At 58.8% G+C, this 23,647-nt stretch carries 23 protein-coding genes; 9 read left to right on the top strand and 14 right to left on the bottom strand.

The genetic code is table 11. The features are described from left to right. Window positions 1–23 precede the first annotated feature (23 nt). The 4 genes from NOR97_RS06060 to NOR97_RS06045 are packed head-to-tail and all read left to right on the top strand — an operon-like array spanning window position 24 to window position 3,495. Entirely contained in the window at window positions 24–1,220 is a 1,197-nt protein-coding gene (locus NOR97_RS06060) for a formate dehydrogenase subunit gamma (RefSeq protein ID WP_257600546.1), read from the top strand. Next, window positions 1,221–2,483, top strand: a complete 1,263-nt coding sequence (locus NOR97_RS06055; RefSeq protein WP_257600545.1) for a c-type cytochrome — start codon at window positions 1,221–1,223, stop codon at window positions 2,481–2,483. A 13-nt stretch (window positions 2,484–2,496) separates the two neighbouring features. Beyond that, entirely contained in the window at window positions 2,497–2,622 is a 126-nt protein-coding gene (locus NOR97_RS06050) for a hypothetical protein (RefSeq protein WP_256367494.1), read from the top strand. Then, window positions 2,623–3,495, top strand: coding sequence for a helix-turn-helix transcriptional regulator (locus tag NOR97_RS06045; RefSeq protein ID WP_171725235.1), 873 nt, complete (start codon window positions 2,623–2,625; stop codon window positions 3,493–3,495). A 49-nt stretch (window positions 3,496–3,544) separates the two neighbouring features. Here the strand turns inward: NOR97_RS06045 and NOR97_RS06040 are convergent, their stop codons facing one another. The 10 genes from NOR97_RS06040 to NOR97_RS05995 all read right to left on the bottom strand — a co-directional run bounded on the left by NOR97_RS06040 (window position 3,545) and on the right by NOR97_RS05995 (window position 12,870). Further along, entirely contained in the window at window positions 3,545–4,360 is an 816-nt protein-coding gene (locus tag NOR97_RS06040; RefSeq protein ID WP_257600544.1) for a substrate-binding domain-containing protein, read from the bottom strand. Between the two features lie 22 nt (window positions 4,361–4,382). After that, entirely contained in the window at window positions 4,383–5,117 is a 735-nt protein-coding gene (locus tag NOR97_RS06035) for an ATP-binding cassette domain-containing protein (RefSeq protein ID WP_170344667.1), read from the bottom strand. Next, window positions 5,110–5,823: an ABC transporter permease gene (locus NOR97_RS06030; RefSeq protein WP_257600543.1), complete on the bottom strand. Its 714-nt coding sequence runs from the start codon at window positions 5,821–5,823 to the stop codon at window positions 5,110–5,112. The genes NOR97_RS06035 and NOR97_RS06030 overlap by 8 nt, the downstream gene beginning before the upstream one ends. A gap of 158 nt (window positions 5,824–5,981) precedes the next feature. Beyond that, window positions 5,982–6,971, bottom strand: coding sequence for an ABC transporter substrate-binding protein (locus tag NOR97_RS06025; protein ID WP_257600542.1), 990 nt, complete (start codon window positions 6,969–6,971; stop codon window positions 5,982–5,984). A gap of 59 nt (window positions 6,972–7,030) precedes the next feature. Continuing rightward, entirely contained in the window at window positions 7,031–7,876 is an 846-nt protein-coding gene (locus tag NOR97_RS06020) for an ABC transporter permease (RefSeq protein WP_171168553.1), read from the bottom strand. Beyond that, window positions 7,873–8,790 carry an ABC transporter permease gene (locus NOR97_RS06015; protein ID WP_257600541.1) on the bottom strand — a complete coding sequence of 306 codons (918 nt, stop codon included), beginning with the start codon at window positions 8,788–8,790 and terminating at the stop codon, window positions 7,873–7,875. Before NOR97_RS06015 ends, NOR97_RS06020 begins: the two co-directional genes overlap by 4 nt. Continuing rightward, entirely contained in the window at window positions 8,787–9,230 is a 444-nt protein-coding gene (locus tag NOR97_RS06010) for a GNAT family N-acetyltransferase (RefSeq protein ID WP_257600540.1), read from the bottom strand. The genes NOR97_RS06015 and NOR97_RS06010 overlap by 4 nt, the downstream gene beginning before the upstream one ends. Then, entirely contained in the window at window positions 9,220–10,017 is a 798-nt protein-coding gene (locus NOR97_RS06005; protein ID WP_257600539.1) for an ABC transporter ATP-binding protein, read from the bottom strand. The genes NOR97_RS06010 and NOR97_RS06005 overlap by 11 nt, the downstream gene beginning before the upstream one ends. 55 nt (window positions 10,018–10,072) lie before the next feature. Next, the gene (gene hydA, locus NOR97_RS06000) at window positions 10,073–11,527 is read right to left on the bottom strand and encodes a dihydropyrimidinase (protein WP_257600538.1); all 1,455 of its coding nucleotides are present in this window, start codon (window positions 11,525–11,527) and stop codon (window positions 10,073–10,075) included. Window positions 11,528–11,619: 92 nt separating this feature from the next. Further along, window positions 11,620–12,870: a Zn-dependent hydrolase gene (locus NOR97_RS05995; RefSeq protein WP_257600537.1), complete on the bottom strand. Its 1,251-nt coding sequence runs from the start codon at window positions 12,868–12,870 to the stop codon at window positions 11,620–11,622. Between the two features lie 172 nt (window positions 12,871–13,042). Here NOR97_RS05995 and NOR97_RS05990 point away from each other — a divergent pair, with 172 nt between their 5' ends. After that, complete coding sequence (locus NOR97_RS05990; protein WP_257600536.1) at window positions 13,043–13,651, top strand: TetR family transcriptional regulator C-terminal domain-containing protein; 609 nt, start codon at window positions 13,043–13,045, stop codon at window positions 13,649–13,651. A gap of 47 nt (window positions 13,652–13,698) precedes the next feature. Here NOR97_RS05990 and preA read toward each other — a convergent pair whose 3' ends face one another. Genes preA through NOR97_RS05975 form a run of 3 tightly spaced genes read right to left on the bottom strand, consistent with a single transcriptional unit; the run spans window position 13,699 to window position 17,239 of the window. Beyond that, a complete protein-coding gene (preA, locus tag NOR97_RS05985) occupies window positions 13,699–15,003 on the bottom strand; it encodes an NAD-dependent dihydropyrimidine dehydrogenase subunit PreA (RefSeq protein ID WP_171633091.1) in 1,305 nt (434 codons plus the stop codon). 18 nt (window positions 15,004–15,021) lie between these two features. Beyond that, the gene (locus NOR97_RS05980) at window positions 15,022–15,858 is read right to left on the bottom strand and encodes a methyltransferase domain-containing protein (protein WP_257600535.1); all 837 of its coding nucleotides are present in this window, start codon (window positions 15,856–15,858) and stop codon (window positions 15,022–15,024) included. Between the two features lie 46 nt (window positions 15,859–15,904). Continuing rightward, window positions 15,905–17,239, bottom strand: coding sequence for an NAD(P)-dependent oxidoreductase (locus NOR97_RS05975; RefSeq protein WP_257600534.1), 1,335 nt, complete (start codon window positions 17,237–17,239; stop codon window positions 15,905–15,907). A gap of 442 nt (window positions 17,240–17,681) precedes the next feature. On the opposite strand from NOR97_RS05975, the gene NOR97_RS05970 reads away from it, so the two are divergent. The 3 genes from NOR97_RS05970 to NOR97_RS05960 all read left to right on the top strand — a co-directional run bounded on the left by NOR97_RS05970 (window position 17,682) and on the right by NOR97_RS05960 (window position 20,755). After that, window positions 17,682–18,677, top strand: a complete 996-nt coding sequence (locus tag NOR97_RS05970) for a hypothetical protein (protein WP_257600533.1) — start codon at window positions 17,682–17,684, stop codon at window positions 18,675–18,677. 72 nt (window positions 18,678–18,749) lie between these two features. Then, window positions 18,750–20,042, top strand: a complete 1,293-nt coding sequence (locus tag NOR97_RS05965) for an O-acetylhomoserine aminocarboxypropyltransferase/cysteine synthase family protein (RefSeq protein WP_152457691.1) — start codon at window positions 18,750–18,752, stop codon at window positions 20,040–20,042. 2 nt (window positions 20,043–20,044) lie between these two features. Continuing rightward, the gene (locus tag NOR97_RS05960) at window positions 20,045–20,755 is read left to right on the top strand and encodes a GNAT family N-acetyltransferase (protein ID WP_257600532.1); all 711 of its coding nucleotides are present in this window, start codon (window positions 20,045–20,047) and stop codon (window positions 20,753–20,755) included. Window positions 20,756–20,757: 2 nt separating this feature from the next. Here the strand turns inward: NOR97_RS05960 and NOR97_RS05955 are convergent, their stop codons facing one another. After that, window positions 20,758–21,462 carry an SIMPL domain-containing protein gene (locus NOR97_RS05955; protein ID WP_257600531.1) on the bottom strand — a complete coding sequence of 235 codons (705 nt, stop codon included), beginning with the start codon at window positions 21,460–21,462 and terminating at the stop codon, window positions 20,758–20,760. 155 nt (window positions 21,463–21,617) lie between these two features. Between NOR97_RS05955 and NOR97_RS05950 the strand changes: the two genes are divergently transcribed. Then, complete coding sequence (locus NOR97_RS05950; protein ID WP_257600530.1) at window positions 21,618–23,567, top strand: hypothetical protein; 1,950 nt, start codon at window positions 21,618–21,620, stop codon at window positions 23,565–23,567. The last annotated feature ends 80 nt before the right edge of the window (window positions 23,568–23,647 follow it).

The raw sequence follows: 23,647 nt of genomic DNA, 5'->3' as shown, positions 1-23,647 counted from the left end.
AAATTGCACAGGAGGATACCCCTATGCGTCTGATCCAGTATCTGCTGGTTTCGATTTTTCTGACCGGAGCCGCATGGGCGCAAGAGACCTCTGAACCCACGGCAGATGAGCGCACCTCGACCGGTGGAGCAACAACCCTGGAAGACATTCTCGCCCGGCAGCGTGGTGAAACCGTCGACAACAGCTATCGTTCCGAGAACACAGGTCAGGGCAATGCAGAGGGGTTGCTGGGTCAGCTTGGCACGCGCGGTGTGGCCTCGGACAGTGACGTGTATCGCGCTTTGCGCTATGGCTCGGCTGATGTGACGGTGTCTTCTCATGGTCCGGCAGACAGCGTGCTGATTCAGGATGGCGGCATGTGGTGGCTGACCTTCCGCACCGGACCGCTGCGCGAATACGGCACCTATGTCATTGCCGGGATGCTGGGCATTATCCTGTTGTTTTTCCTGATCCGCGGCAAGATTCGCATCGACGGCGAGAAAACCGGACGCACGGTCACGCGTTTCAACGGGTTCGAGCGCTTCGGCCACTGGCTGTTTGCCGGGTCATTCCTGATCCTTGGCATCACGGGCCTGCTGACGCTTTATGGGCGCGACTTCCTGATTCCGGTTTTCGGGAAAGAGGGCTTTGCGACCCTCGCGCAGGGCTGCAAGTGGTTGCACAACAATCTGGCCTGGGCCTTTATGCTGGGCCTGATCATCGTCACGGTAAACTGGATTGCCCACAACATCCCCAACCGCGTCGATCTGAAATGGCTGGCCGCAGGTGGCGGGTTGTTCACCAAAAACAGCCACCCACCGGCAAAGAAGTTCAACGCCGGACAAAAAATCATATTCTGGGCCTGCATCCTGCTGGGCGTCTCGATCAGCCTGTCGGGTCTGTCGCTGCTGTTCCCGTTCGAGATGCCCTTGTTTGCCAAAACCTTCCAGATCGCCAATTCGACCGGTATTCCGCAAATGATGGGCCTGAACCTGCCGGTGCAGATGTCGCCGCAGGAAGAAATGCAATATGCCCAAGTCTGGCACGTGATGGTTGCTTATGTGTTCATTGCGATCATCGTGGCGCATATCTATCTCGGCTCTGTCGGAATGGAGGGCGCCTTTGACGCCATGGGCACCGGCGAGGTCGAAGAACAATGGGCCCGTGAACACCACTCTTTGTGGCTGGAAGAAGTTCAGGAAAAAGAGGCAGGCAAAACCGCCGCCTCGCCTGCTGAATAGATGCGGGGGCTGGTTCTGGCCCTGGCGCTGATCCCTCTGCCCGCCTTGGCCGAATTCTTCACACTCAAGGGACACGGCGGCCCAATCATGGGGATCGCCACAGCCCCGGACGGGCGGATCGCAACAGCCAGCTTCGACAATTCCGTCGGGCTCTGGGCTGATCGGACCCCCGAATGGCTGGAAGGTCACGAAGCCGCCGTGAACGCCGTTGCCTTCAATGGCACGGCCATCTACTCGGCCGGAGATGACTTCACCCTGCGCAAGTGGCCCGGCGGCGACGTGGTTGGGCGACATCAGGGCAAGATCGTGGGTTTGGCAGCGTCCAAGACCCACGTCGCAACCGCCAGTTGGGACGGAACGATTGGGGTTTGGCCCGTGAACGGAACTGCCCCCACAACTCTTGGGCCGACCGGAAGCGGTGTGAACGCCGTGGTGTTTTCTTCAGACGGCACACAGCTTTATTCAGCGGGCATGGATGGATCGCTGCGCATTTGGGACGTAAGGAGTGGACAAGAGATCACCCGGCTCATCGAACACGGGTTCGGCATCAACGAACTGGTCCTGAATGAACAGGACAACTGGATCGCTTACGGTGCCGTTGACGGAGTGACCCGAATACTGGACCTTTCCACCGGTGAAGAACGCGATTTCACTCTGGATCGTCGCCCGATCCTTGCCTTGGCGCTCAGCCCGGATCGTCGGTTTCTGGCCGTGGGCGACGGTGAAGGCTATATCATGGTCATCGATACCTCGGACTGGCGCATCGCGCAGGACTTTCGCGCAACGTTGCGGGGGCCAGTCTGGGCCCTGGCCTTTTCGGTCGATGGTGAAAACATCCATGCGGGCGGAATTGACGAGGCCATGTACAGTTGGCCAGTCACCACCTTGTCCGACCGGCAACAGATGGCTTCTGCCGAGCCGAGTTTTCTGCAAAACCCCGACGAGATGGACAATGGTGAGCGTCAGTTCGCGCGGAAATGCTCGATCTGTCACAGCCTGACACCCGACAGCCAACGCCGCGCAGGTCCCTCCTTGCACGGGGTTTTCGGCAGACGCGCGGGCACGTTACCGGGATATTTGTACTCGGATACGCTGCAAGGCTCTGATATCATTTGGAATGACGAAACAATAAATGCTCTTTTCGACGAAGGGCCTGACCATTACATTCCAGGGTCCAAGATGCCGATGCAGCGAATTACACAAGCTCAGGATCGTCAGGATCTTATTGCTTTTCTGCGCCGCGCAACAAGCGCCCGGAACTGAACTGGAGGAGACCATGAAAGCCTTTCTTGCCGCGGTCGCCGCAATGGTCGTCATTGCCGTGGCAGCCCCTGCCGTGCTGGATCGGATCGGGTTCACCGCCGCCGACGCCACGTCCGGCTCTGCCGTGCGCCTCGACTGAATGTCGCACTACCTGACCACCCGCGAACTGGCCGATCTGCTGCGCATCGGCGAGCGCAAAGCTTATGATCTTGCCGCCTCGGGCGAGGTGCCCTGTGTACGCGCCATGGGCAAGCTGCTGTTCCCGCGGGCCGAAATCATTGCCTGGCTCAACGCGTCGCGATCCGGTCCGCAGGTCGCCGAACCGCCCCTGCCACAGATTGTTGCCGGCAGCCACGATCCCCTGCTGGATTGGGCGCTGCGTGAAAGCGGATCGGGGCTTGCCACCTATTACGACGGCTCCTTTGACGGGCTGACACGGCTGAGCGAACGCAGCGCACAGGCGGCTGTGTTGCACATCCACGAAGACGGAGGGTTCAACGAAAAATCCCTGCGGGACGCCTTGGGCGAAGGGCCGGTGGTGCTGTACGAAGTCGCCCGGCGCAAGCGCGGGCTGCTTCTTGCCCCGGGCATATCGGATATCAAAACGTTCAAGGATCTCAAATCGCGCCGCGTGATCATGCGTCAGGACAGTGCGGCCAGCCAACACCTCTTCGATAGCCAGCTGGAAGCCCATGGCATGAGCCGAGACGATCTGGACGTAACCCCCGGCTGCGCGCGCACCGAAGAAGAACTGGCCATCGCCCTTCACGGCGAAAAGGCCGAGGCCGGCTTCGGGCTGGGTGCTTTGGCAGGGCTTTACAACCTGGGTTTCGTCCCCACCCATTCCGAAAGGCTGGATCTGGCGGTTTGGCGCAGGTCATATTTTGATCCGCCAATGCAAAAACTGATAACTCTGCTGCGCTCGGATCAATTTGCCCAAAGGGCCCGTGAATTCGGTGGCTACGACCTGTCGGGCCTGGGCACGATACACCACAACGGTGCCAGCGGATGACCCCTCGCCCGCCTTTTACCTTGTTAGGATACGCCCGTCACAGGCCGGCTTAGTCGGCGTTCGGAAAGAACACCTGCTGCCCGTCCAGCCTGAACGACGCGATCGCCTCCTGCCCGTCCGGCCCCGTCAGCCAGTCGATGAAACGTTGGCCGGCTGCCGCCCGCACATGCGCGTGCTTTTCGGGATTCACGAGGATCACGCCGTATTGATTGAACAGGCGCGGATCCCCTTCGACCAGAACGTCAAGGTTTCCCCGGTTTCCAAAAGACAACCACGTGGCCCGATCCGTCAGCGTGTAGGCATCCATTCCACCGGCCACATTGAGGGTCGCCCCCATGCCAGATCCGGTTTCTCGATACCACGTACCCGAGGCGTCGGCAGGGTCCAGCCCGGCCGCGGACCAATAGCCCAGTTCGGCCTTGTGCGTTCCGCTGTCGTCACCGCGTGATGCAAACGGCGCTTCCGCCTCGGCGATTTTTGAGAGCGCGGCCAAAACATCGGCGCCGCCGCGAATTCCGGCAGGGTCAGACTTGGGGCCGACCAGAACGAAATCATTGTACATCAAATCCTTCCGCTCCACGCCCCAACCGTCAGCAACGAATTTCTCCTCGGCCGGTTTGGAGTGAACCAAAAGAACATCCCCGTCCCCGTTGATGGCGTTGCGAATGGCCTGACCGGTGCCCACTGCCACAACACGGACATCGACACCTGATTCGGCTTCGAACCACGGCAGGATGTAATCCAACAGTCCCGAGTTCTGCGTTGACGTTGTCGACTGCACCACAATAAATGGTTCTTCTGCTGAAACCGCGCTGGTCAACAGGCCCAAAGCTATCACCGCTGCCCGAATTGGTTTCCGGAACATCACACTCTCCTCTTTCTCTTTTTCAGGTTACCAATCCGCCTGCCAAATAGCGGCGCGACGCATCGCTTTGGGGAGATTCCAAAACCTGTTTTGCCGTACCGTGTTCCACGACATGTCCGCCCTGCATCATGACCACGTCCGAGGCCAAACGGCGTGCCTGACCGATATCATGCGTCACCATCACGATCCGCACAGCCCGAGCCGACGCCCGCAATATCATTCGTTCGATCATCTGGGTCGCGCTTGGATCCAGTGCGCTGGTGGGCTCGTCCAGAAACAAGGTCTCGGGGTTCAATGCCAGCGCTCGGAGAATCGCCAATCGCTGCGCCTCCCCTCCGGACAATGACCGCGCGGGTTGTCTGGCCTTTCCGTCCAGCCCTCCTTCGGTCAGCAATTCGGCGATACGGACCTTACGAGCCGTTCGCCCCATGCCTTGACGCTTGAGAACGAAGTCAAGGTTTGCCGCAACCGATCGACGCAGCAGAACCGGTTTCTGAAATACCATGGCCTGGCGGGCTTTCTGTGCCGCGCCAAGCGGTTTTCCATCCTGGACGACCCGCCCCCGATCCGGCGTGATCAGCCCGTGCAGACAGCGCAGCAACAGGCTTTTGCCTGCACCGTTGGGGCCAAGAATCAAGGTTGGTCCCGGCCCATCCAGATCCAATGACGAGACCTCCAACAACGCCTTGCCATTACTGCGGATTTGCAGGTTCTCGACCTTCAGGCAATTCACCATGTCGCAGAGCAGGTCACGCATGACGCACCCCTTCCTGTTCGGCCCGCAGGCTGACCGCGCTGACCATCGCGTTCACGGCCACCGCGATCCCGATCAAGATTGCCCCCAAGGCCAGTGCCAGCGCCAGATTTCCTTTCGAGGTTTCCAGCGCGATCGTCGTCGTCATCACGCGCGTCACATGGTTGATGTTGCCGCCCACGATGATCACCGCGCCCACCTCGGCAATGGCGCGCCCGAACCCCGCAAGCAAGGCCGTAACCAATGCCAGCCGTGCATCCCACAGCAGCACAGGGACCGATGCCAGCCGTGACACGCCCAGTGATCGCAGCTGTTCGGAATATTCCTCGGCCAGCATTTCGACCACCTGCCGGGTCAATGCCGCGATAATGGGAGTGACCAACACGACCTGAGCAATGATCATGGCCGTCGGGGTATACAAAAGCTCGAGCACACCCAACGGGCCGGAGCGGGACAGCATCAGATAGACCAGCAGCCCCACGACCACGGGCGGGAACCCCATCAAGGCATTCATCAGAACGATCAGCATCCGCCGCCCCGGAAACCTGGCCACGGCCAGGGCGGCGCCGACGGGCATGCCGATCAGGGCAGAAATCAGAACCGCAAACACGGATACTTTCAGGGACAACAGCACAATCGCCCACAGCTCTGAGTCTCCCTCAAAGATCAGCGCGATTGCAGAGCTGAATTCTGATGCAAATCCCTGCATTTCTTCCCATTGACTTCACATTTCGTATGAAATGCGTTCGTTTACAGGTAAATACTACTCTGTTTTCAAATCGAGTACAGACACATATCCGGCATTCAAAATGAAAAACGCGGCCCCGTTTGGGACCGCGCTGTAATTTTTCGAATTGACGGCGTACGTCAGTTCAATGCTGCATCAGTGATCTGATGCGTCCAGGCCCCTTCAGGCGTTTTGGTGATAACCGGATCAGACCCGCCTGCCAGCAATGTGTTGACGGTGCGTTCGAAATCAGCCGGGTCCAGCGCGCCGTTCGACCCTGCGGTCAACTTGGCTATCTCACCCATCATACGCTTTTGGTGCTCTTCCGTCTGAGCACCGGTTGCATCGTTTTCCAGAACGATTTCCGCCGCTTCGTCCGGGTTCTCCTCGGCATATTTCCAACCCTTCATCGACGCGCGAACGAACCGCTCCATCTTGTCGACGAAAGCCGCATCGCTTAGGTTCTCTTCCAGAACGTAAAGACCGTCTTCCAGCGTCGCCACGCCCTGGTCTTCGTATTTGAAGGTCACCAGCTCATCCGGGCTGACACCGGCATCGATGACCTGCCAGTATTCATTGTAGGTCATGGTGCTGATGCAATCCGCCTGACGCTGAAGCAACGGGTCGACGTTGAAGCCCTGTTTCAGAACTTCCACGCCGTTTTCGCTTTTGCCATCGGTGCTGATGCCCAACTGGCTCATCCAGCTCATGAAGGGAAACTCGTTGCCAAAGAACCAGACACCCAGCGTGCGGTTCTTGAGGTCCTCGGGCGACGATATCCCGGCGTCTTTCCAGCAGGTCAGCATCATGCCAGAGCTTTTGAACGGTTGCGCGATATTCACCAGCGGCAGCCCTTTTTCACGGGCAGCAAGCGCGGCGGGCATCCATTCGACGGTGACATCGGCGCCACCGCCTGCAATCACCTGTGTCGGAGCGATATCAGGCCCGCCGGGCAGAATGGTGACGTCCAGCCCCTCTTCTTCATAAAAGCCCTTGTCCTTGGCAACGTAATAGCCCGCGAATTGTGCTTGCGTGACCCATTTCAGTTGCAATGTCACCTCATCCGCCGCCAGCGCCGCACTGGCTGCCAGACCAAAGGCGGCAACCGCCCCGCTGAGTAGCTTGTTCATCTTCATTTCTCCTAGTTGCTTGTTGTGCCCCAATTTCGGGGTCTGTTGATTTCTTTGTTTTATCCGCGCTGTGACGGGTGCCAGAAGGTCACCACTTTTTCGATCCCCGCCACCAGACCATAAAAGGCTGTACCTGCGAGTGCCGCAACAACGATTTCGGCCCAGACCATGTCCAACGACAGTTGCCCGACACTGGTTGAGATCCGGAACCCCATACCAAGTGTCGGCGAGCCGAAGAACTCGGCCACGATAGCGCCGATCAGCGCCAAAGTGGTGGAAATCTTCAGCCCGTTGAAAATGAAGGGCATCGCCGCAGGCAGTCGCAGCTTCAAAAAGCTCTGCCAATAGGTTGCGGCATAGGTCTCCATCAGATCGCGTTGCATCGAGGTGGCTTCACGTAGCCCGGCCACGGTGTTGACGAGCATCGGAAAGAACACCATCACAACCACCACCGCCGCCTTGGAGTGCCAGTCGAACCCGAACCACATCACCAGGATGGGGGCGGTTCCGACAATCGGCAGGGCGGCCACGAAATTGCCGACCGGCAACAGGCCCAGGCGCAGGAAATCCCAGCGGTCCACGGCAATCGCCATCAGAAAGGCGGCAATGCACCCGATGACATAGCCGCTGAGCGCGCCCTTGATGATGGTCTGCACAAAGTCAGCCCACAGGATCGGAAGGCTGTCCGCAAACCGCACCGCAATCACCGATGGCGCTGGCAGGATGACCAGTGGAACCTCAAGCCCGCGCACCAGAAGCTCCCAGATCCCGATGACCGTCAGGCCAAAGATCAGCGGGGCCAGAAGCCGCACCATTCGGGTGTCGGCGTAAGGCCCGCTGGCCAACCGGCTGTTCAACCACCAGCCAAAGAGCCAAAGCAGGACAGCACAGAAAACCAGTATCATTGCGCCATCCCCATTCGTTTCAGTACGGCCCGTTCAATCAGCCCCAGCAGCCCGACCAGGCACGCCGCCAGAATGGCCGCCGCGAACAGAGCCGACCAGATCTGTACCGTCTGACCGTAATAGCTGCCAGCAAGCAACCGCGCGCCCAGACCGGCAACAGCCCCTGTCGGAAGCTCACCAACAATGGCACCGACCAGCGACGCAGCGATCCCGATTTTCAGCGAAGTGAACAGATACGGCATGGATGCCGGCAGGCGCAGCTTCCAGAAACCCTGAGACCGGCTGGCGTTATACGTCCGCAACAAATCCAGCTGCATCGCATCAGGACTGCGCAATCCTTTGACCATGCCGACGACAACCGGAAAGAAACTCAGATAGGCCGATATGATCGCCTTGGGAATGATCCCTTGAATACCAACGGAATACAGCACCACAATGATCATCGGCGCCAGCGCGATGATCGGAATGGTTTGACTGACAATGGCCCATGGCATGACCGACAGGTCCATCACACGGCTATGCACGATACCCACGGCCAGAAGGATTCCCAGCCCGGTGCCAATCGCAAACCCAAGCATCGTTGCACTCAGCGTGACCCAGCCGTGATAGATCAGTGACCGTTTCGAGGTGATCTTTTTCTGGACCGTCGTTTCCCACATCTCGATGGTGACCTGATGCGGGGCCGGCAGTCGAGGCCGGTCCTGTTCCCATGTGGCCGGGATGGCGAAAGTGTTGTTCAAAACAAGACCAACCTCGGACATGTCACGCCGGTCCTTGGCGGATGGCGGCTGCACGACGGCCCCGGCACGTTCCTGTTCGGTCAACACGCCCTTTATGTTCATCGGAATACAGGCCACGTACCAGAACAGAACAATTGCGGCGATGACTGTGAATACGGCGATGACCTGCTTCATGCACGCCACTCCATTCTGAAGACCGGAACGGTATCCGGTGGCACAGGAGGTTCCTCGGCCGTCACTTCAAACCCTTCACGGCGATAAAAGCGTTGCGCCGCCGTATTGGGCCGATGCGTCGTCAGCCAGAGAAAATCCCGGCCCTCTTTTGCCTTGTCGACAAGGCGCTTGCCGATACCCTGCCCCGTCCGGCTGCAATACAGCGCGCCGATTTTGTTCTGTGTCGGGTCCACTGACATGTAGCAATCGACCGGATCACCTGCGACCCACATTTCACGGTCGTCGAATGCGTCGCTGATCAGTTTTGCCAGTTCATCGACCGGCAGTTCGTCGGGCATCCAGTCTGTTTGCGTGACCCAGTCATGAACAACCCTGGCACAGGCTGGCACATCGCCTGGTGCCGCGCGCCGGATTTTATCCGCATTCAGGTTAGTCGTCATTGGAATGCCCACCCCGCAAACCTTCTCGGACGCGATGCGCGACCTCAATGAATTCCGGAGTGTCACGGATATCCAGCGGCCGTTCCTTGGGCAGCGGGCTGTCAATCACATCTGCAATCCGCCCGGGCCGCGGGCTCATCACCACGATCTTTGTGCTCAGGTAAACCGCCTCGGGAATGGAGTGTGTCACGAATCCGATCGTCTTTTCCGTCCGCGCCCAGAGCTCAAGAAGCTGCTCGTTCAGGTGGTCCCGCACGATCTCATCCAGCGCCCCGAACGGCTCGTCCATCAGCAGGATATCCGCGTCAAACGCAAGGGCCCGCGCGATACTGGCCCTCTGCTGCATCCCGCCCGACAACTGCCAGGGAAACTTTCCGCCAAACCCTTCCAGATCAACGAGTTCCAGGACCCTCTTCACCTGCTCATCCTGTTCGACAGCGGTGAATCCCATTATCTCAAGAGGCAGTTTTATGTTCTTGGCAATTGTGCGCCAAGGATAAAGGCCCGCCGCCTGGAAAACATACCCATACGCCCGGTTTCGACGCGCCTCATCAGGCGTCATGCCATTGACGGTCAGCGTCCCGCCCGTAGGTGTCTCAAGGGCTGCGATACAGCGTAGAAAGGTGGTTTTGCCACAACCGGACGGACCGATGAAACTGACGAAATCGCCCTTCTCAATTGTCAGGTTCACGTCCTTGAGGGCGTGTACTGGCCCATCGTTGGTCTGGAATGTCAGGTCTAGCTGCCTTGCCTCGATGACGGGCCGGGTCGTGCTTTCAGTGTTCATTTTATTGCCTTGAGAAGAGTGGTGCCAGGGCCGCCGGCAAGGCCGCCCCAACTGATCAAACACCGGTCGCCGGAATTCCCGTCCGCTCGACAGGCCTTGGGGCCGTCAGCTCTTTCCAGGTGCTCAGCGCCTTGTTGACGGTAGAGTTCGCCTCGCGCGCGACAAAGCCCCCATGACCTTCCTGCGTGCGGATTTCACCGTCATGCACCGCCACCTGTCCCCGTGTCAGGGTAAAGCGTGGCAGACCTTTGACCTCCTTGCCCTCAAACACGTTGTAATCAATCGAGGATTGCTGGGAACCGGCACTGATCGTTTTGGATTTCTCAGGATCCCAAACGACAAGATCAGCATCCGCCCCGACCAGAATGGCACCCTTTTTAGGATAGCAATTCAATATCTTGGCAATGTTTGTTGAAGTGACGGCCACGAATTCATTCGGTGTCAGGCGTCCAGTGTTGACCCCATGGGTCCACAGCATCGGCATCCGGTCTTCCAGCCCGCCGGTGCCGTTCGGGATCTTGGTGAAATCCCCAACACCAAAACGTTTCTGTTCGGTTGTGAAGGCGCAGTGATCGGTGGCGACCACGCTCAGCGTTCCCGATTGCAGGCCATTCCAGAGGCTGTCCTGATGCTGTTTGTTGCGGAACGGAGGGCTCATGACCCGTCGCGCCGCGTGGTCCCAATCCTGATTGAAATATTCACTTTCGTCCAATGTCAGGTGCTGGATCAGGGGCTCTCCCCATACTCGCTTACCCTGCATTTTTGCCCGGCGGATGGCTTCGTGCGCCTCTTCACACGAGGTGTGTACAACATACAGCGGCACACCCGCCATGTCCGCGATCATGATTGCCCGGTTGGTGGCTTCGCCTTCCACCTGCGGCGGGCGGGAATACGCATGTGCTTCGGGGCCGGTGTTCCCTTCGGCAAGCAGCTTGGCGCTCAGCTCTGCCACCACATCCCCGTTCTCGGCATGTACCAGGGCGGTACCGCCAAGCTCGGCAAGTCGCTTGAACGAGGCGAACAACTCATCATCATTCACCATCAGCGCGCCCTTGTAGGCCATGAAATGCTTGAAGGTGTTGATGCCGCGCGTCTCGATCACGGTTTTGATGTCGTCGAACACCTGTTCCCCCCACCAGGTCACCGCCATATGGAACGAATAGTCACAATTCGCCCGTGTCGACTTGTTGTCCCAACGTTTCAGCGCATCCAGCAGACTTTCACCCGGGTTGGGCAGTGCAAAATCGACAACCATGGTCGTGCCGCCAGCCAGCGCCGCCCGCGTCCCGCTTTCAAAGTCATCGCTGGAATAGGTGCCCATGAACGGCATTTCGAGATGGGTATGAGGGTCAATCCCGCCCGGCATGACAAAACAGCCGGTGGCGTCCAGTTCCTTGTCCCCCTTCAGGTTCATACCGATTTCGGTGATCACGCCACCCTCGACCAATACGTCCGCCTTGTAAGTCAAATCCGCGGTGACAACGGTTCCGTTTTTGATGACAGTACTCATTTTGAACTCCCTGATGCGGTCTGCGCCGCTTGCTTCATCTGGCCAAAAATATCCCGGGGGAGTCGCCCTCGGGGCGACGGGGGCAGCGCCCCCTATTCCACGATTTCGGCGGTCTCGACCACGGCATGCAGCAGAACATCCGCCCCGGCTGCCGCCCATTCCTTGCTGATTTCCTCGGCCTCATTGTGGCTCAGCCCGTCAACACAAGGGCACATGACCATCGCGGTCGGAGCAACCCGGTTGATCCAACAGGCGTCATGCCCCGCACCCGAAATGATATCGGTATGCGAATAGCCCAGCCGTTCAGCTGCGTTTCGCACGGACGACACGCAAGCATCGTCAAATTTCACCGGATCGAACCCGCCGACTTTCTCGAATTCGATCTGAAGGCCCATCTCGTCAACGATATCCTCGGCAGCCACCCGCAGGCGGTTTTCCATGTCGGTGATCACCTCCAGCTCGGGCGAGCGGAAATCGACCGTAAACACCACCTTGCCCGGGATCACATTGCGTGAGTTCGGGTAGACATCGATATGCCCCGCCGCACCCACCGCATGCGGAGCATGAGACCATGCGATCTCGTCGACCTTCTCCAGGATCCGCGCCATGGCCAGCCCGGCATTCTTGCGCATCGGCATCGGTGTCGATCCGGTATGCGCATCCTTGCCCGTTACCGTGATCTGCGTCCAACTCAGCCCCTGACCATGAGTGACGACGCCGATATCTTTGCCTTCGGCTTCAAGGATCGGCCCCTGTTCGATATGCAACTCAAAGAACGCATGCATCTTGCGGGCGCCAACTTCTTCATCACCTCGCCAGCCGATCCGGTTCAACTCATCCCCGAACTTTTTGCCTTCAGCGTCTTCGCGGTTATATGCCCAATCCTGCGTGTGCATCCCTGCAAACACGCCCGAGGACAGCATTGCCGGTGCGTAACGTGTGCCTTCTTCATTCGTCCAGTTGGTGGCGACGATCGGATGTTTCGTCTTGATCCCCAGGTCGTTCAGCGTCCGGATCAGTTCCAGGCCGGCCAGAACACCCAGCACACCATCGTATTTACCGCCGGTCGGCTGCGTATCCAGATGCGATCCCACGTAAACCGGCAGCGCGTCCGGGTCGGTGCCTTCGCGGCGGGCGAACATGTTGCCCATCTGGTCAAGCCCCATGGTACAGCCCGCTTCCTCGCACCACTTCTGGAACAGGGCGCGGCCTTCCGCGTCTTCATCCGTCAGGGTCTGGCGATTGTTGCCACCGGCGACACCCGGGCCGATCTTGGCCATCTCCATCAGGCTGTCCCACAACCTGTCGCCATTGATCCTGAGATTCTGCGCCGGAGCTGCCATGTTCATCTTCCCTGTTTGCTTGCGATTTGGCTCGCTTTTGGTGTCTTGATTTGACCATATGGTCAAACTCACGCTATCACGGGTTCGGTATCAGTCAAGAATTTGCGCGGCACGGCTGAAATTTTCAGTGTATTCCGCACCTGTTCGACGAAAAAAGAGACACGTTGAAAACATGCCAAAAGACCGCGCACCGACCCGTATTCAGAAAAAGAACCGCGCCGCGATTCTAGAGGCTGCCCTGAACGTGTTTTCGGCCCACGGGTTTCGCGGTGCAACCGTTGATCAGATCGCGGCAGAAGCAGGTCTGAGCAAGCCGAACCTGTTGTACTATTTCCCATCAAAAGAAGCGATCCACACTGAATTGCTGTCCGGCCTGCTGGATACCTGGCTGGCCCCGCTGCACGACCTGGACGCAAACGGCGATCCGTTGGAGGAGATCCTGGCATACATTCGGCGCAAGTTGCAGATGAGTCAGGAGCTACCACGGGAAAGCCGCCTTTTCGCCAACGAGCTTGTGCAGGGCGCGCCGCGCATTCATGATGCATTGTCCAATGATCTCAAGGCACTGGTCGACGAAAAAGTCACGATCCTTACCGGTTGGATGGATCAGGGAAAAATCGCGCGGGTGCATCCCTACCACCTGGTGTTTTCGATCTGGGCCTTGACGCAGCACTATGCCGATTTCGATGTTCAGGTTCGTGCAATTCTGGGCAACGAAGATCCGTTCGAGGGCGCGGAAACCTTTGTTGATACCATGTATCGCAAACTTCTGAGCCCTTGAAAAAAGGGGCCGAAAAAACGGCCCCTTGATGATCTGTCGCAATCCCCTCATTCGGCCGCCTTGGCCATCGGGTTGTTCGGATGCGTCGTCCAGTTCGCATAGGTTGGCTGAACTTCTTTTCCGGTACGGGGGTCAACCTCGCCCGCTGCCATCGGCACCATATCGATGCAGCCTTCGATCGGACAAACATCGACGCAGAGGTTGCAGGCGACGCATTCGTCATCCATCACCTCGAAGACGCGGTCCTCGGACATGGAAATCGCCTGATGGCTGGTGTCTTCACAGGCTGCATAACACCGGCCACACTTGATGCACTGATCCTGATCGATCTTGGCCTTGGCGACGTAGTTGAGGTTCAGATACTGCCAGTCAGTGACATTGGGCACCGCACGTCCGATCACCTCATCAATGCTGGAATATCCCTTCTCATCCATCCATTCCGACAGCCCTGCCGTCAGTTCGTCGATGATCTTGAAGCCATAGGTCATTGCAGCGGTGCAGACCTGAACGTTGCCGCAGCCCAGCGAGATGAACTCGGCCGCATCGCGCCATGTGGTGACGCCGCCGATGCCGGAAATCGGCAGGCCTCGAGTCGCCTCGGCCCGTGCGATCTCGGACACCATCGACAATGCAATGGGCTTGACTGCGGGGCCGCAATACCCACCATGGCTGCCTTTGCCGTCAATGGACGGTTCTGGGCTGAACGTGTCCAGATTGACGCTGGTGATCGAATTGATGGTGTTGATCAGTGACACCGCATCCGCGCCACCGTTTCTGGCTGCCGCAGCCGGCTTGCGGATGTCAGTGATGTTCGGCGTAAGCTTAACGATGACCGGACGGTCGTAATACTGTTTGCACCAGCGCGTGACCATCTCGATATATTCCGGAACCTGCCCCACGGCCGAGCCCATGCCGCGTTCGCTCATCCCATGCGGACAGCCGAAGTTCAGCTCGATCCCGTCTGCACCGGTTTCGGCCACACGCGGCAGAATGGCCTTCCATGCTTCTTCCTCGCACGGAACCATGATCGACGCGATCAAAGCGCGATCCGGGTAATCGGATTTGACCCGCGCCATTTCCTCGAGGTTCACCTCGAGCGGACGATCCGTGATCAGTTCGATATTGTTCAGGCCCAGCAAACGGCGGTCGGCCCCGTAGATAGCGCCATAACGCGGGCCATTCACGTTCACGACCGGAGGTCCCTCGGATCCCAGCGTTTTCCAGACAACCCCGCCCCAACCGGCTTCGAAGGCGCGGCGCACATTGTATTCCTTGTCCGTCGGCGGCGCAGAGGCCAGCCAGAACGGGTTGGGGCTGGAAATACCCAGAAAGTTTGTCGTCAGATCGGCCATGGCTTCTCCCTTCCCGGCTCAGCCGGTTTTTTTGAATATCATTTCGGTCGGGCGAATACGCCCGGCCGTGAGGTTTTTGACGTAGTTTTGGAACTTTTCGGGCGCCGTTTCGCCCATCATCAGGTGGATGCCCAGCGGCGCTGGTCCGGTCTCGGCTATCTTGGCAAACACATCTTCGAAGAAATGGATCGCAAACGCGGTGCGGTCCGTTTCAGCAACCAGCTCAAGACCAGCCGCAGCCGCGGCGTCCTTGTATACATCCGGCGCGTGAACAAAGGAGGTTTCCGGCGATGTGGACCAAGGAAGAGGAAAAGCCAGCGGCTCATCCACCTCTCCGCCCATGACATCGAACAGGGCAAAGGTGCCACCGGTGGCCAGAACCCGTGACACTTCCGCGAACAGCCCCGCTTTGTCTTCGATATTCATGCCCACATGCATCATGACGGCAAGGTCGAACCCGGCATCCGGCACAGGCATGTCCAGCGCACTGCCAACGTGAAAGCTGGTCTTTTCGGAATGCCCGACCAGATCGCTGAGCGCAGTTGCGGTTTCCACGAACTCGGGCGTCAGGTCGACCCCTGTCACCGTTGAATCGTATTTGTCCACTATGTACCGGGATGTGCCTCCGATGCCGCATCCGATATCCAGAACGCGTGTCGCATGGGTCGGCGAAAGCTGCCCAAACAGGTTGTCGGTTGCTAGAACGCCGCCTGTATGGAACTCATCCCCAGCCTTCAGATCCGCAACGGTGGCCGCATCCGGATCGATGCCGCTGGCCTCCAGCGCCGCGCGGACGCGTTCGGTCAGTGCACCGGTGGTATAGTGTTGAGCAACGGCTTGTTCGATCTGGGACATGGGAATACCTCAGCAGCGAAAGGAATGGGGTGAATACCCCACCCTATCACGAAACGAGCGTCGCGTGGATGTCCATTGCCGCGTCCCGACCTTCGGCAACGGCCGTTACGGTCAGGTCTTCGCCACCCGCAGCACAGTCACCACCGGCCCAGACACCAGCCAAGGAGGTCCGGCCAGCCCCACTGACGGCGATCTTGCCGCCATCCAGCGTCAGGCCTTCGGGTGCGCCCTCCAGCGTCTGACCAATGGCCTTGAGCACCTGATCTGCCGGCAAGCGGATCGTTTCTCCGGTCCCGATGAGCTGACCGTTCTGGCTGGATGTATATTCCAGCTCGATTTCGGCTGCTGCACCATTGCCGTGGATGGCCACTGGCTGAACATTTGTCATGATCCGAACGCCATGCGACGCTGCCAGGTCCTGCTCGTACCGGCTGGCCCCCATGGCGTCGCGGCCACGGCGATAGGCAATCGTGACGTTTTCGGCCCCCAGAAGCTTGGATTCCACAGCGGCATCCACAGCTGTCATGCCTCCGCCGATGACGACCACATTCCGTCCAACGGGCAGATCGGCAAGGTCACTGGCCTGCCGCACGTCCGAGATGAAATCGACCGCGTCCCGCACACCGTCCTTGTCCACCCCGTCTGCACGCAGGGCGTTGACGCCAGCAAGACCAATGGACAGAAACACCGCGTCGTAGTTTTCGACCAGCCCATCCAATGAGATGCTTTCGCCCAAAACCGATCCGGTCTCGATTGAAATCCCTCCGATTTTCAGCAGCCAGTCCACCTCGGCCTGTGCGAAATCGTTGGTCGATTTGTAGGCCGCAATACCGTATTCATTCAGGCCGCCGGGCTTGGGCTTGCTTTCATGGATCACCACATCATGGCCCAGCATGGCCAGCCGGTGGGCGCAGGCCAGACCCGCAGGCCCGGCCCCCACAACCGCAACTGTCTTACCGGTCGAAGGCGCACGTTCGAACGGATGTACACCCGAGGCCATGATTTCATCGGTGGCAAAACGTTGCAGGCGCCCGATTTCAACCGGCTTGCCTTCGGCCGCCTCGCGAACGCAGGCCTCTTCGCACAATGTTTCGGTTGGACAGACCCGAGCGCACATTCCGCCCAGAATATTCTGTTCCAGGATCGTGCGCCCTGCTGATTGCGGCTGACCGGCCTGAATCTGGCGAATGAACAACGGGATATCGATATCCGTTGGACAGGCCGTTACGCATGGTGCGTCGTAGCAGAAATAACAGCGATCTGCGGCTACTGCGGCCTCATGCTGGGCAAGTGGCGGATGCAGATCGGTGAAATTCGAGGTCAGCTCATCGCTTGAAAGCCGCCCGGCTACGATACCGGGTGCCATCTGGCCCTGTGCCATCACTCTACTCCCTGTAGATATGTTTGTTATGCTCTCAGCTTGCCACAAATAAATTTTTTATCAATTGGTAAAATTTGCCAAATGGTCAAAAAATGACAAGCCTTGCAAAAACAACTGTGTTTTTGGGCACTTCGCCCGCAGATTAAGCATGAAAAGCGTTGAAACATTGGGTCCAAAGGCAGGATTTGGCCAAGAAAGGGATGTGCGGGGATTGGCAAACAAGGTTCTGTGAGCATGGCTCACCGCCGATTTCACCTTTCGACAGGAACCGGGCCAACCTCGGAAAACCTGCAAAATGACCTTGCTCGCCGCTTCCTCGGCGCGATGAGAGGAATGCCATAGATAAAAAGAAATCAAGCTTTCGGCTTTTGACGCCCCACCCCGCTTGCTGTAATCCGGATCAAAGGGTGCCGGTTCCGGCAGCTTTCAGGAATGGGCATAGATGCAGGAAAATTCTCGGAAATTCAACATCGCGGTTGTCGGGCAAAACAACCGTTTGCAATATGAGGCCCTGTTGTTCGCGGCCTCGCTTCGCCATTGTTCGCCCGGGTTCAAAGGCAGGCTGTTTGTCGCCACACCCAACCCGGGCCCGCGCTGGACCCACACCCCCAGCATCCAGGACGAAGACGTTCTGAAGGCCCTGAAACAGTTGGATGCCGAAATCCTGCCATTCGACTCGCATGTTTTTGGCGAAAGCTACCCTTATGGCAACAAGATCGAGGCTTTGTTGGCCCTGCCGGAAGGGGAACCCTTTGTGTTCTTTGATACGGACACGCTGATCACCGGCGACATCACAAGCGTCCCGTTCGATTTCGACCGCCCCGGAGCGTCATTGAAGGTCGAGGGCACGTGGCCAAAGCCGACGCTGTACGGCCCCGGCTTTGACGGTATCTGGCGGGCGCTTTATGCGCGCTTCGGATTGGATTTCGAAAGCTCGGTGGATCCGGACCAACCCGATGGTTACTGGCGGCGCTACCTTTACTTCAACGCGGGTTACTTCTTTTACAAATGCCCTAGGATGTTCGGTGAACGGTACCTGGACTACGCAAGAACGATCCGGGATGAGAACATTCCCGAACTGACGGGCCAGAACCTTGACCCATGGCTGGATCAGGCGGCCCTGCCGCTGGTCATTCATTCTTTCGGCGGCGGACGGGATGCTTTGCCTGACGGGCTTCTGGATGGGGCCGTCAGCTGCCACTATCGCCTGTTCCCTCTGCTTTATGCCCGCGAAAGCGACCATGTTATCGATGTGCTGGAAACCGTCGTGGCCCCCAACAAGGTCAAAAAAGTGCTCAAGCAATATGACCCGCTGAAAAAGCTGGTTCTTCAGGGCAAAGGCGCAAAAATCCGCGCCCTGTTTGATCAGGACAATCTGCCGCGGCGGGAACAGGCGCTGCGCAATGCGATCAAAAGCAAAGGCCTCTGGTTGCGCTGACAGGATCGTTGTGCGCAGGCGGGCAATGGCCTACAGATTCCGCAAGACAGATACCAACAGGAGTTTTTCACGATGTCTGACGGCCCGACCTACGGTTTCGACACATTGCAAATTCATGCGGGTGCCCGCCCCGACCCGGCGACCGGAGCGCGCCAGACACCGATTTATCAGACGACGGCCTATGTGTTCCGGGATGCGGACCACGCAGCGGCCCTGTTCAACCTGCAAGAGGTGGGCTTTATCTATTCCCGCCTGACCAACCCAACCGTCGCCGTTCTTCAGGAACGCGTGGCGACGCTTGAAGGCGGCGTCGGGGCGGTGTGCTGCTCGTCCGGGCATGCGGCACAGATCATGGCGCTGTTCCCGTTGATGGGGCCCGGCTGCAACGTGGTCGCCTCGACCCGTTTGTATGGCGGCACGGTCACGCAGTTCAGCCAGACGATCAAACGCTTTGGCTGGTCCGCCAAATTCGTGGACACCGATGATCTGGACGCCGTGAAGGATGCCATCGACGAAAACACCCGCGCCGTGTTCTGCGAGTCCATCGCCAACCCGGGCGGTTATGTGTCTGATATCCGTGCGTTGGCGGATGTTGCTGATGCAGCGGGCATCCCGCTGATCGTCGACAACACCTCGGCCACGCCCTACCTGTGCCGTCCGATCGAGCACGGCGCGACGCTGGTAGTGCATTCAACCACCAAGTACCTGACCGGCAACGGCACCGTCACCGGCGGGTGCATCGTGGATTCTGGCAAGTTCGATTGGTCCGCGAATGACAAATTCCCGTCACTGAGCGAACCCGAGCCAGCCTATCACGGCCTGAAGTTCCACGAAACCTTTGGCCCGCTGGCCTTCACCTTCCACGGCATTGCCATTGGCCTGCGTGATCTTGGTATGACCATGAACCCGCAGGCAGCCCATTACACGCTGATGGGGATCGAAACTCTGTCGCTGCGGATGGAGCGTCACGTCGAAAACGCCCAGAAAATCGCAGCCTGGCTGGAAGCGGATGACCGCGTGGAATACGTCACCTATGCGGGATTGCCGTCATCACCTTACAAGGACCGGGTCAAATCACAGTATCCGCGTGGCGCCGGTGCACTGTTCACCTTTGCGGTGAAGGGCGGTTATGACGCCTGTATCAAACTGGTCAACGCTCTTGAGATTTTCAGCCATGTGGCCAATCTGGGCGATGCCCGCTCGTTGATCATCCATTCGGCCTCGACCACCCACCGTCAACTGACACCGGAACAGCAAGAGGCTGCCGGTGCAGGTCCGGGTGTCGTGCGGGTATCTATCGGCATCGAAGACGTGAACGACCTGATCGCGGACCTAGATCAAGCCCTCGCCAAGGCCAGCGCCTGACAATGGCCGGGCACGCCACAAACGCACTGGGCCAGCCCATCGGTTTGCCGGTGACGGGTGACTTTCCGCGCCCGACACCGCCTTATACACCGATGGAAGGCCGGTACTGTTCCGTCGTGCCGCTGGATGTGAATCGCCATGCGCCCGGACTTTTCCGGGCGTTTGCAAATGACAGGGATGGCCGCAACTGGACATACCTGCCCTATGGCCCGTTTGACAGCGAACCGGAATTTGAAGACTGGGCCCGCGCCAACTGCATGGATGCGGACCCGATGTTTCATACCGTATTGGATGCGGACGAAGTGCCGGTGGGCATGGCCTCTTATCTTCGGATCGAACCCGCGGCGGGTGCCATCGAAGTCGGCCACATCCACTTTTCGCCGCTGCTGCAACGCAAGCCGCAATCGACCGAGGTCATGTACCTCATGATGAAACGGGTTTTCGACGAGCTTGGCTATCGCCGGTACGAGTGGAAATGCGATGCACTGAATGCACCGTCACGCAATGCCGCTGAACGGCTGGGGTTTGCTTTCGAAGGGGTGTTTCGGCAGGCGACCCATTACAAGGGCCGCAACAGGGACACGGCATGGTACGCGATCATCGACACTGAATGGCCGCGCATTCGCGATGCATTCGAAGCCTGGCTGGCGCCCGACAATTTTGACAGCAAGGGCCAGCAGCGCGAACCGCTGATGGCCCGTGCAAAGGATTGACCCTATTCTGAAATCTCGAATTCCATCGAGACGCTGACGGAAACCGAAACCTCGCCGCCCGCAACGGGAACACCACCCGCATCCGCCATGCTCAGCGCGCGCATTTCTGCCATCGGACGGATACCTGCCGATTGTTCCGAGATCGACTGAACCGGGCCGAGCGTCACGCCCGCGGCCTGTGCCAACTGCTGTGCCTTGGCAGTGGCTTCGCCGACGGCCTTGGCGCGCGCCTGCGTCTCGATCGGTTTGGGATCCTGCACGCCAAAGCTAAGGCCCCCGAAATCATTGGCGCCGTCCTGAATGACCGCGTCCATGACCTTCCCCAGTTGGGTCAGGTCGCGCACACGCACAAACACGCGGTTGGACGCTGTAAAGCCGGTGATTTCAGGCTTCTCGCCATTCTGTCCATGACGACCCGACCAGACGGGCGACAATGAAAGGTCCTGTGTCTGGACGTCACGATCTTCGATACCCATCTCAGTCAGGCGCGCAAGAACTTTGGAAACGGCATCCGACGTCGCCTGCATCGCAGCCGAGGCTTCGGCGTTTTCGTGGGTCACGCCCAAGGTTATCGTCGCCATATCAGGCGCAATCTGCACTGTTCCAGTTGCATCAACGTTGATGCGACGTTCTTCCGCATGAGCGGCCCCGGCAGCCGTAGCCGCCATCATCGCGGCCAGAAAAGCGAATGTCTTCAAGGTTATCACTCCAATTTGTTTTGTACTAAGATGGGTTGGCAGGGCTTGGCCATACAAGAGGAGATACCGCCTTTTTCTTTCCCTCGGCGGGTTCCTGCTTTAAAGTCGGCCTGCAAACGCAAAGTCGTTTGCATTGACGTTGATAATTATGGTTCCTCCGGAATATGAAACCCGCCTTTGCGCTGTCTTTTTCTGCGACCGGAATAACACTGCACCACCGTTCCGATGACGACTGGTTTGTCATCGGTACGATTCCGCTGGATGTTCCGGACTTGTCCGGGCAGATGCAGGCGTTGCGGGAAAAAGCATTTGCGCTGGAAAATGATCTGAGCTGCAAGCTCGTGCTGCCAGAAGATCAGGTTCGGTTTCTACAGGTTTCGACTGATGGGTTGCCATCGCAAGACCGGACGGAACGTATCGAAAGTGCTCTGGTCGAAGCCACGCCTTACGCCCTGTCGGAACTGAGTTATGACAGCCAGACCGAAGGCGACACGACCTGTGTTGCTGCCGTGGCGGTTGAAACGCTGGCCGAAGCACGGACCTTTGCCGCAGAACATGGTTTTGTTGTGGTGGCGTTCACCGCCCAAGACAGCAAGGGCGCGTTCCCGCGTGAGGCCTTGTTTCGCGAAACCTCGGACACTTCCGATCTGTCACACCCGGAAAACCAGCCATCTCCGGTGGAAATGGACGCAGTTGAACAAGCCGATGATTCCGGCCTGCCCACCCATCCGATTGCCGGCACCGCCGCGCCCGAGGCTTTCCGTGCACCCCGGGAAACAGCGAACAATCTTGATACATCTTCAGGGGTAAACCGGTCTGCCATTCCTGTCTTTGCCGCTGTGCTTCTTGTTGGTGGGCTTGTTGGCGTATGGCTGGCATCGGGGTCCGCCCCTGAACAGGATCAGGCGGAACAGAGCCCGGCGCAGATTGCGGTTCCGGCCTCTGAACCAGCCGCAGAGCCCCTGCCTGAACCAGAGCTGGACACGGCTGCGCTGGAAGCCCCGCAACAAGTCGCTCCAAAGCTTGCGACCGATGACGCCGAAGAGCCTGCGAAAGCGGCCTCAGAAACCGAGACCGGCACGCAGCCGGATCTGACTGCAACAGATGCAGCCATTCTGGAGGCCCTCAAGGTTGCCCCCACCGCGGTGGACTCCGTCGCTCGGGATCCCGAGACACTGAAGGACGTCCAGGCCGTTACGGGCGTCAGCACGTCAGCGCCCGCAGCGCCGGAAACACCCGAGACAGTAGAACCGCAGGAATTGTATCTGGCATCGCTCGACAACGCCGATCTGTTCAAGGATGCGGTTGCCCTGCCCCCCGACCCCAGTTTTGACACCGACGCTCCTTTTGAACCCGACGTATCCCTGAACATTGCGGGCACACGGTTTGATCTGGGTGCGAACGGCCTGGTCGTGCCAACACCGGAAGGCAGCGTGAATCCGGATGGGGTTGTTGTTTATCTGGGACGCCCCTCCAAGGTTCCGCCTGAAACCCCGGTTCGTTTCGAAGAAGAACCGCTGGTTGACGAAGCCGACGACAGATTGGCAGGTATTCGGCCAAAGCCGCGCCCGGCTGATCTGGTCGAAAGTTTCGAGCGCGGTCAGCTGGGTGGCCGGTCATTGGAGGAATTGGCATCCAAGCGACCGAAAGCGCGCCCGGAAAGCCTTCAGACCAAGCCACAGGTCGATGAGGCACCTACGGCCCTGGCTGTCGTAAGGGTCCCGCGCCCCAAGTCCCGCCCAGCCGGATTGACCCCTGCCAAAGCATCTGCTTCAAACCGGTCGAATCTGGGGTCTACCGCAGCATTGGATCAGAAATCCGATGACGCAGGATCGTTCCAACCAAAGACCGTCGCACCCAAAATCCCTTCGACCGCTTCGGTCGCACGACAAGCAACGATCGACAACGCAATCAACCTGCGCAGGCTGAACCTGATCGGGGTCTACGGCACGCCAGCCAACAGACGCGCATTGGTGCGGCTTCCCAGCGGGCGTTACAAAAAACTGAAAGTCGGAGACCGCCTTGATGGCGGCAAAGTCATCGCGATCAGCGACAGTGAGCTTCGATATCAGAAAAAGGGCCGCAATGTGACCCTGGCGATGCCGCGCAGCTGAAACCGGCATCCGATCTTCTGACGCACCCACCGTCACATGAAAACGCCGGAGGCAGATGAACTGCCCCCGGCGTGTCAGTG

Source organism: Ruegeria sp. YS9, from assembly GCF_024628725.1.
Classification (GTDB): Bacteria; Pseudomonadota; Alphaproteobacteria; order Rhodobacterales; family Rhodobacteraceae; genus Ruegeria; species Ruegeria atlantica_C.
This window is presented reverse-complemented; position numbering and strand designations above follow the sequence as displayed.

What these genes read in the sequence shown, in the direction of transcription:
- NOR97_RS05990 (WP_257600536.1), top strand. Translation starts at nt 13,043, where the DNA reads ATGCCAAAAGACCGCGCACCGACCCGTATTCAGAAAAAGAACCGCGCC.
- NOR97_RS05950 (WP_257600530.1), top strand. Translation starts at nt 21,618, where the DNA reads ATGAAACCCGCCTTTGCGCTGTCTTTTTCTGCGACCGGAATAACACTG.
- preA (WP_171633091.1), bottom strand. Translation starts at nt 15,003, where the DNA reads ATGGCCGATCTGACGACAAACTTTCTGGGTATTTCCAGCCCCAACCCG.
- NOR97_RS06015 (WP_257600541.1), bottom strand. Translation starts at nt 8,790, where the DNA reads ATGAAGCAGGTCATCGCCGTATTCACAGTCATCGCCGCAATTGTTCTG.
- NOR97_RS05995 (WP_257600537.1), bottom strand. Translation starts at nt 12,870, where the DNA reads ATGGCAGCTCCGGCGCAGAATCTCAGGATCAATGGCGACAGGTTGTGG.
- NOR97_RS06010 (WP_257600540.1), bottom strand. Translation starts at nt 9,230, where the DNA reads ATGACGACTAACCTGAATGCGGATAAAATCCGGCGCGCGGCACCAGGC.
- NOR97_RS05980 (WP_257600535.1), bottom strand. Translation starts at nt 15,858, where the DNA reads ATGTCCCAGATCGAACAAGCCGTTGCTCAACACTATACCACCGGTGCA.
- NOR97_RS05975 (WP_257600534.1), bottom strand. Translation starts at nt 17,239, where the DNA reads ATGGCACAGGGCCAGATGGCACCCGGTATCGTAGCCGGGCGGCTTTCA.
- NOR97_RS06045 (WP_171725235.1), top strand. Translation starts at nt 2,623, where the DNA reads ATGTCGCACTACCTGACCACCCGCGAACTGGCCGATCTGCTGCGCATC.
- NOR97_RS06030 (WP_257600543.1), bottom strand. Translation starts at nt 5,823, where the DNA reads ATGCAGGGATTTGCATCAGAATTCAGCTCTGCAATCGCGCTGATCTTT.
- NOR97_RS06020 (WP_171168553.1), bottom strand. Translation starts at nt 7,876, where the DNA reads ATGATACTGGTTTTCTGTGCTGTCCTGCTTTGGCTCTTTGGCTGGTGG.
- hydA (WP_257600538.1), bottom strand. Translation starts at nt 11,527, where the DNA reads ATGAGTACTGTCATCAAAAACGGAACCGTTGTCACCGCGGATTTGACT.
- NOR97_RS06040 (WP_257600544.1), bottom strand. Translation starts at nt 4,360, where the DNA reads ATGTTCCGGAAACCAATTCGGGCAGCGGTGATAGCTTTGGGCCTGTTG.
- NOR97_RS06005 (WP_257600539.1), bottom strand. Translation starts at nt 10,017, where the DNA reads ATGAACACTGAAAGCACGACCCGGCCCGTCATCGAGGCAAGGCAGCTA.
- NOR97_RS06055 (WP_257600545.1), top strand. Translation starts at nt 1,221, where the DNA reads ATGCGGGGGCTGGTTCTGGCCCTGGCGCTGATCCCTCTGCCCGCCTTG.
- NOR97_RS05970 (WP_257600533.1), top strand. Translation starts at nt 17,682, where the DNA reads ATGCAGGAAAATTCTCGGAAATTCAACATCGCGGTTGTCGGGCAAAAC.
- NOR97_RS06025 (WP_257600542.1), bottom strand. Translation starts at nt 6,971, where the DNA reads ATGAACAAGCTACTCAGCGGGGCGGTTGCCGCCTTTGGTCTGGCAGCC.
- NOR97_RS06060 (WP_257600546.1), top strand. Translation starts at nt 24, where the DNA reads ATGCGTCTGATCCAGTATCTGCTGGTTTCGATTTTTCTGACCGGAGCC.
- NOR97_RS06035 (WP_170344667.1), bottom strand. Translation starts at nt 5,117, where the DNA reads ATGCGTGACCTGCTCTGCGACATGGTGAATTGCCTGAAGGTCGAGAAC.
- NOR97_RS05960 (WP_257600532.1), top strand. Translation starts at nt 20,045, where the DNA reads ATGGCCGGGCACGCCACAAACGCACTGGGCCAGCCCATCGGTTTGCCG.
- NOR97_RS05965 (WP_152457691.1), top strand. Translation starts at nt 18,750, where the DNA reads ATGTCTGACGGCCCGACCTACGGTTTCGACACATTGCAAATTCATGCG.
- NOR97_RS06050 (WP_256367494.1), top strand. Translation starts at nt 2,497, where the DNA reads ATGAAAGCCTTTCTTGCCGCGGTCGCCGCAATGGTCGTCATTGCCGTG.